Source organism: Sphingomonas bacterium (genome assembly GCF_903643035.1).
Classification (GTDB): domain Bacteria; phylum Pseudomonadota; class Alphaproteobacteria; order Sphingomonadales; family Sphingomonadaceae; genus Sphingomonas.
Genome location: NZ_CAHJWW010000140.1, coordinates 1 through 7423, shown reverse-complemented (window position 1 = coordinate 7423; position 7423 = coordinate 1). Strand labels below are relative to the sequence as shown.

At 70.6% G+C, this 7423-nt stretch carries 8 protein-coding genes; all 8 read left to right on the top strand.

Features of this window, described 5'->3' with window-relative positions:
• Positions 1-1378: sodium:solute symporter family protein (locus tag HUV01_RS09850; RefSeq protein WP_174298099.1), on the top strand; the 1378-nt coding region annotated here is incomplete at its 5' end.
• The gene (locus tag HUV01_RS09845) at positions 1375-2580 is read left to right on the top strand and encodes an NAD(P)/FAD-dependent oxidoreductase (RefSeq protein ID WP_254606540.1); all 1206 of its coding nucleotides are present in this window, start codon (positions 1375-1377) and stop codon (positions 2578-2580) included. The genes HUV01_RS09850 and HUV01_RS09845, both read left to right, overlap by 4 nt.
• Entirely contained in the window at positions 2577-2882 is a 306-nt protein-coding gene (locus HUV01_RS09840; protein ID WP_174298098.1) for a (2Fe-2S)-binding protein, read from the top strand. The genes HUV01_RS09845 and HUV01_RS09840 overlap by 4 nt, the downstream gene beginning before the upstream one ends.
• The gene (locus HUV01_RS09835; protein WP_174298097.1) at positions 2875-4314 is read left to right on the top strand and encodes an NAD(P)/FAD-dependent oxidoreductase; all 1440 of its coding nucleotides are present in this window, start codon (positions 2875-2877) and stop codon (positions 4312-4314) included. Before HUV01_RS09840 ends, HUV01_RS09835 begins: the two co-directional genes overlap by 8 nt.
• A 68-nt stretch (positions 4315-4382) precedes the next feature.
• On the top strand, positions 4383-4886 hold the full coding sequence (locus HUV01_RS09830) for a VOC family protein (RefSeq protein WP_174298096.1): 504 nt from the start codon (positions 4383-4385) through the stop codon (positions 4884-4886).
• Positions 4887-4904: 18 nt separating this feature from the next.
• Positions 4905-5309: a RidA family protein gene (locus HUV01_RS09825; RefSeq protein ID WP_174298095.1), complete on the top strand. Its 405-nt coding sequence runs from the start codon at positions 4905-4907 to the stop codon at positions 5307-5309.
• A gap of 118 nt (positions 5310-5427) precedes the next feature.
• On the top strand, positions 5428-5922 hold the full coding sequence (locus tag HUV01_RS09820) for a hypothetical protein (RefSeq protein WP_174298094.1): 495 nt from the start codon (positions 5428-5430) through the stop codon (positions 5920-5922).
• Positions 5919-7423: M14 family metallopeptidase (locus tag HUV01_RS09815; RefSeq protein WP_174298093.1), on the top strand; the 1505-nt coding region annotated here is incomplete at its 3' end. The genes HUV01_RS09820 and HUV01_RS09815, both read left to right, overlap by 4 nt.

The following is a 7423-nucleotide window of genomic DNA, read 5'->3' as shown; positions in this document are numbered from 1 at the left end:
GGACGTCGAGGAGTGGGCGATCGGGGGACGCCGGCTCGGGCTCCTGATATTCTGGTTCGTCAATGCCGGCGAAATCTACACTACCTTCGCCGTGCTCGGCATCTCGGGTTTCGCCTGGGTCTATGGCGCGCCGGCCTACCTCGCCCTCACGTCCGTCTCGCTCGCGTCCGCATTCGGCTACTGGCTGACGCCGCGGATCTGGAGCGCGGGCCGCCGCCACGGCCTGGTCACGCAGGCGGATTTCTTCGCGCTCAGCTACGACGCCGAATGGCTCGGCGTCGTGGTCGCGCTCGCCGGCCTGTTCGCGACGGTTGTCTACGTCGAGGTTCAGTTGACGGCGCTCAGCCTGGTGCTCCAGCTCACCGTCGGCCACGCCGTCGGCGCGGCTCCCTGCGTGGTCGCCGCGGCGGTGTTGATGCTGGCGTTCGTGTTCCTCGCCGGGTTGCGCTCGGCGGCGTTCGCGGCCGGTGTCAAGGACGTGCTGATGATCGCGCTGGTGATCGCGCTGAGCTTCAGCGCCGCCGGCCATGTCGGCGCGGCATCGATCGCCGATCTGTTCCGCCGGGCCGAGCAGCTCCGTCCGGGACTGGGCGCCTTTCCGGGGGCCGATCCGGCTGCGGGGCTCACCACCGGGTGGTTTATCACCTCGGCCTTGAACGTGGCGGCGAGCACCTGGTTCTTCCCGCACATGTTCCAGCTCAGCTATGCGGCCTCCGGCGAGCGCGCGCTGCGGCAGAACGCGATCTGGCAGCCGATCTACTCGCTGTCCTACTTCTTCATCATCCTGCTCGGCTTTGCGGTGATCGTCGCCGGTACCGACGTGCCGGGCGGCAATCCCAATGCGGCGCTGCTCCAGTTCGTGGCGTCGCGCTATCCCGCATGGCTGGTCGGTCTGCTCGCGGGGACGGCCTCGCTGTTGGCTCTGGTGCCGGGGTCGGTGCTGCTGATGACGGCGGGAACGATCTTCGCGCGCAACATCGTGCGCCCGGCAATGGGCGAGCGCGATCCGCGCACGACGTTGCTGATCTCGCGGCTGGCGATGATCGGCTTCGCCGGGTGCGCCGTGTACCTGACACTCGGCGCGAGCGGATCGATCGTCAAGATCGGGCTTTCGGCCTATGCGTCGATCGGGATGCTGGCGCCGGGAGGCGTGCTGGCGCTGATCTGGGCGCGCGCCCAGGCGCTCGGCGTGCTGGCCGGGCTGGTGGTCGGGTATCTGGCATTGCTGCACCCCGCGGCGATCGCGTTCTGGCACGCCGCGCTGCCGGGCTGGGAGCCCGGCTTGGCGGCGCTGATCCTCAACAGCGCGACGGTGGTGCTGGTTAGCCTGCTCGTCTCTCCCCTGCGCGCGCCGCCGTCCGGCGCCGCGACCGCATGAGTGTGGCCCGCGTCGACATGCTCGTGATCGGTGCCGGCCTGATCGGCGCCGCCGCCGCCTGGCACGGCGCGCGGGCGGGTGCGTCGGTGCTGCTCGTCGACGCGGGCCATCCCAACGTCGGGGCTTCGGGCCAGAACGCCGGATCGCTGCACTTCCAGATCGAACGCCGCTTCCTCGAGAACGGCGAGCGGATGGCGGACGAGGCGGCCCGCATCACCGCGATCAGCCGCATGGCGATCGACGACTGGGCGGGACTGGAGGCGGCGCTGGGGTCCGATCTGCACGTCCGGCAGGAAGGCGGTCTGATGGTCGCGGAGACGGCTGGCGAGGTCGCCCTCCTCGAAGCCAAGGTGCGACGCGAGACGGCGGCGGGCCTGCGCACGCGGCTGGTCGACGGCCACGAGGCGCGCCGGATCGCGCCCTACCTGTCCGGCGCGATCATCGCGGCGAGCTTCCTCGCCGACGAGGGCCACGCCGACCCACGCAGCGTCATTCCAGCCTATGTCCGGCGCGCGCAGGCCGCGGGCGCGGAGCTGCGCACGGGGACGCGGGTCATCGCGCTGGACGCGCGGCGCCCGGGTTTCAGCGTCGTCCTGCGCCAGGGCGACACGGAGCAGACGGTCGTCGCGGAACGGGTGCTGATCGCCGCGGGTGCGTGGAGCGGGCGCGTCGCGGCACTCGCCAACATCCACCTGCCGATCTTCCCGGTCGCGCTGACGATGAACGCGACCGAGCGCGTGGCGCCGTTCCTGCCGCACCTCGTGCAGCACGTCGGCCGCCGCCTGTCGATGAAACAGACCCACGCCGGCAACGTGTTGATCGGCGGCGGCTGGCCGGCGCGGCTCCGTCGCGATTCGACCGGCGCCTTTGATCCTGGCCAGACGCCCGAGGCGATCGAAGCGTCGCTGGTCGGCAACCTGCGAGCCGCGATCGATACCGTCCCGGCGGTTGCCGACCTCAACCTGTTGCGCAGCTGGACCGGCGCGACCGCGATCACGGCCGACCAGCTGCCGATCGTCGGCGAGGTCCCGCGGGCGCCCGGCCTGTTCGTCGCCGCGGGCGGCTCCGCGTTCACGCTCGGCCCGACCTTTGCGCGGCTGGTCGCGCAGGCGATGCTGGACACGGATCGGTCCGCGACAGCCGAGGCGCTGGCCGTGCTCTCGCCGGCGCGGCTGGAGCATCTCAACGGGTTCATGGGATGAGCAGCCGGATTGAGCGGGGTGTGACGCGCGGGCGCGGCATTTGGCTGCGGGTCGACGGCCACGTCGTGGAAGCCTATGCCGGCGAGACGGTGGCATCGGCGATGCTGGCGGCGGGCTTCATCGCGTTCCGGCGGGGCGCCACTGGCAATCCGCACGGGATGTTCTGCAACATGGGAACGTGTAGCGAGTGTTTTGTCGCGGTGCGGCGTGCCGGATCGGAGGCGGTCCGCCGCCTGCGCGCGTGCCTGGTCGCGGCGGAGGACGCGATGGTCGTCGAGACCGGGACGGGCGCCGATGACTGAACCGGTGAATTTCGACGTGGTCATCGTCGGGGGCGGCCCCGCCGGCCTGGCGGCGGCGCGGACGCTGGCACCGTACGGCCTCTCGATCGCGGTGATCGACGAGCAGCAGCGCCCCGGCGGCCAGATCCTGCGCCAGCCCGCATCGGGCGTCGACGTCGCCGACTGGCTCGGCGGAGACGGCTATCGCGACGTCAAGGCGGAACTCGCCGCGTTCGAGTCGACCCGTCCGGCGGTCTGGTTCGGCGGCCGGTCGGTGATCGGGCTGGCGCGCGACGCGGACGGCTTCGCGGTGCGGGCGTCCGGCCCCTGGGACGTGCTTCGCCTCGCGGGTCGCGAGGTGCTCGTCGCCGCTGGCTGCTACGACCTGCCGGTGCCCTTGCCGGGCTGGACGCTGCCGGGCGTAATGGCGGCGGGCGGCGTGCAGGCCTTCGTCAAGGCGCAGCAGCTCGTTCCCGGCCACCGCTTCGTGTTCGCCGGGACACACCCGCTCATGCTGGTGGTGGCCTCCCAGATCGTCTCGGCGGGCGGCGAGGTGGCCCTGGTCGCATTCGACCAGCCTTTGTCGCGGGCCTTGAGAGTCCTGCTGTCGCGTGTCTCCACCGCGGCGCGCCATCTCGGCCCGTTGCTGGCGGCGGCGGACGCGGTGCGCGTGCTGCGCCGCCACCGCGTGCCGATCCGCTACGGGCTTCCGCTCGCCGGCATGTCGGGCGATGGCCGCGTCGCGGAGGCGACGTTCGCCTCCGGCGCCGCCAAGCTGAGCGTGCCGTGCGATCGCGTGGCCTTGTGCTACGGCTTCGTCCCCCAATCCGACCTGACGCGGCTGGCCGGCGCCGCCTCCGCGTGGGCGCAGCCTGCCGGCGGCTGGCGGACCCGTCACGACGAGTGGATGCGGACCAGCGTCGGCGGCCTCGCGATCGCCGGCGAGACGAGCGGCGTCGCCGGGGCGGCTTCCGCTCTTGAGGAGGGGCGATTGGCGGCGATCGGCATCCTGCGCCGCCTCGGCAAGCTCGACCAAGCCGCCGCCGAACGAGCCGCGACGCCCGTGCGCCGGCGGCTTGCGCGACAGCGTCGCTTCGCCGACCTGCTCGCCGCGGTCGCCGATCCCGGTCCGATGCTCGCGCGCGCGGTGGCGCCGGAGACGATCCTGTGCCGGTGTGAGGACGTCTCCTACGGGTCAGTATCCGCTGCGCTGACCGAAGTCGACGCGCCCAGCGCGATCAAGCTCGCGACGCGCTGCGGAATGGGCCTCTGCCAAGGCCGGTCGTGCGAAGCCCCGCTGATGCGCGAGATCGCCCGCCGGCGCGGCGAGCAGGTCGGCGCGATCGGCGGGTTCACCGCGCGGTTCCCCGTCCGCCCGGTCCGCATCGGCGATTTCGTCGCGGCCGCGGACCTTGCGGCAGCCGCAACGAACTCGCCCGACGCGGAGGATTGAGCCGCGCCGACGTGTCCTACAGGCTGCCAGCCCGCACTGATCCGATCCCCCAGCCGACGGAGCTCGCGATGACGCAAACGACCAGTCCACCTGATGCGGATCGGCCCCGTCTGCTGGGTGCCGACCACGTCTCTTTCACCGTCGCCGATCTCGCCGCCGCGATCGCCTTCTACAGCGACGCGTTCGGGGCGGAGGAGCTGTTTCGGATCGGTCCGATCGATGCGGCCGACCTGCCGGCCATGCCGGACGGTCGGGACTGGATGGAGGCTCATGTCGGCGTCGCGGGCGCTCGGCTGACGCTTGTCATGCTCAAGCTCACCGACGGGCTCAACCTGCAGCTGGCCCAGTACGATGCTCCGGTCGATCGGACGGCCCGACCACCGCGGGTCTGCGACATCGGCGGTCATCATCTCGGCTTGCGCGTCGACGATGTCGACAAGGCGGCGCGCTACCTGGCGACGAAGGGCTGCACGGTGATGGAGGTCATCGCGCTCTCGGACGGGCCGCTCGCGGGCAAGAAGAACCTCTATGTCCGCGACCCGTTCGGCAATCCGCTCGAGATCGTGGATTAACCCTGGGAGCCCATCGCCATGCCGATCAGCCGCATCAATCCGCCGAGCCTTTACGACAGCGTCGGCTACGGCTTCTCGCACGCCACGCTGCAGGAGGGAGGCCGGACGCTATACCTTGCCGGCCAGGTCGCGTGGGACGCCACGGGTGAGGTCGTCGGTCCCGGCGATCTCGCCGCGCAGACGCGTCAGGTACTCGCCAACTTGAAGGCCGTCCTGGCAGAGGTCGGCGCCACGCCGGCCGACATCGTGGCGTTGCGCACCTTTGTCGTCGATCATCGGCCGGACAAGCTCGGCATCGTGCTGCCGGAGATCGGCGCATTCTACGCCGGCGCCGCGCCCGCTCCCAACACCTTCATCGGGGTCGCGGCACTGGCGCTGCCAGAGTTCCTGATCGAGATCGAGGCGACGGCGGCGGTCGGCTGAGCGAGAGATTGCGGTCGTTTGCGTCCGTCGCAACGAAGTGTACCCGGCTCGTCGTTGATCGCGGGGCGCGATTGACGAACGTTGCCGCGGGCGGCCGGGTCTGCCGGGGGATGAAGCGATGAAGGTGTTTTTTCTGTCTCTGGCGGCGGGTGCGGCGCTCGCCGCCCCGGCGGACGCGGCGCCGGCTGCGCGTTCGCCGATGGTCTTCGCCCATCCCGTCGCCGACGACGTGCTGACGCGCATGTTCGTGTGGTGGAACGCGGCGTTCCGCCAGCCTGACGGCTTCACCCGTGACAGCTTCGCGCAATACTTCACCGAAGATGCGGTAATGCGGATTAACGGAAAAGACAGCGCCAAAGGTCTCGACGACCTCGCAAGCCACTTCCGCATGATCCAGAAACGCGCGAGCGCAGTGGAGATCAAACTGCCCTTCCTCGAATCCTTCTCTTCGCCGGACGGTTCGAAGATCTTCACCTACCATCTCATCGACTCGGTCGACAATGGCAGAGAGGAGCATGACATGGTGATGGGCTACGCAGCCTTGCGCGGCGGCAAGATCGCGCAGATCAACTTCGTCAGCATCAGCGGCGTGCCCGGGCCGTTCCTGAAGTGATCCGGCGCGGCGGACGTCGGCCGCTCGCCGCCGCGCTCACGCTGTGTCTGGCCGGTGCCGGGGCCGCGGCGACGCGCGCGACCGACCAGGATCGCGCCCCGCTGCCGCCGGTCCCGGCGTGGCAGGGCAGAAGCGAGCGGCTCGTCGCCCAGTCCGGCGACCCCTGGATCACGCCCGCCGAGAGAACCGGTTTCACCGCCACGCCCTCCTATGCCGAGACGCGCGCCTATATCGACCGGCTGGCGGCGGCGTCGCCGCTGATCCGTGTCGAGACCTTCGGCCGCACGCCGCAGGGCCGCGACATGATCGTCGTGATCGCGACCAAGGACGCCGCCGCACTCGATCCCGCAAAGCCGGTGCTGCTCGTGCAGGCCGGCATCCATCCGGGCGAGATCGACGGCAAGGATGCCGGCCTGATGCTGCTGCGCGACATCGCGTTGCGCGGTGGCGACGCGCCGCTGGACCGGGTCAATTTCCTGTTCGTGCCGGTCTTCAACGTCGACGGCCACGAACGGAGTTCGCCGTACAACCGCCCCAACCAGCGCGGCCCAATTTCGCAGGGCTGGCGGACGACGGCCCAGAACATCAACCTCAATCGCGACTACATGAAGGCGGACGCGCCGGAGATGCAGGCGATGCTGCGGCTGATCGACCGGACCGATCCCGCGCTCTACCTCGACCTGCACGTCTCGGACGGCCTCGACTTCCAGTATGACGTCACCTTCGGCTTCCAGGACGCGCCGTACGCGCACTCCCCGGCCGCGAACCGCTGGCTGGAGCAGGTTTACCGCCCGCGCGTCGATGCGGCGTTGGAAGCGGAGGGCCACGTACCCGGGCCGCTGGTGCTGGCGCTGGACGATCGCGATCCCCCCAAAGGCCTGGCGTTGCCGCACTTCGCGGCCAACTTCTCGCACGGCTACGGTGATCTGCGCCACATGCCCGCCGTCCTTGTGGAGGATCACTCGCTGAAGCCGTACCGCCGGCGCGTGCTCGGCGACTACACGTTGCTCGCGGCGACTCTGCGGACGCTCGCCGACGACGGTGCGGCGCTGAAGCAGGCGACCATCGCCGACCGTGCCGCGCGGGGATCGATGACGCTGACGTGGCGACCGCGCGCCGATCCGGTCCGCACCGTCCATTTCCTGCCGATGACGAGCGAGCGGTTCCAGTCGGCGGTCTCGGGCGGAGTCGAGCTGCGCTGGACCGGTCGCCCCGCCCCGGCGGCCGACTATCCGCTCTACGGCTCCAGCCCCGGTGAGACGATTGTACCGCCGACGGCCTATTGGGTATCGGCGGCCGATCCCGATGTGATCGCGCGGCTGCGCCTCCACGGTATCCGGATGGAGACGCTAGATCGGCCGCGCACGGTCGCCGTCGACATGGTCCGGGTCAGCGGCGCCAAACTTGCCGCCATGCCGGTCGAGAACCGCGTGCCGGTCAGCGCCAGCGGGTTCGCGCACGAGCGCCACGAGGAGGAGTATCCGGCGGGCTCGGTGCGCGT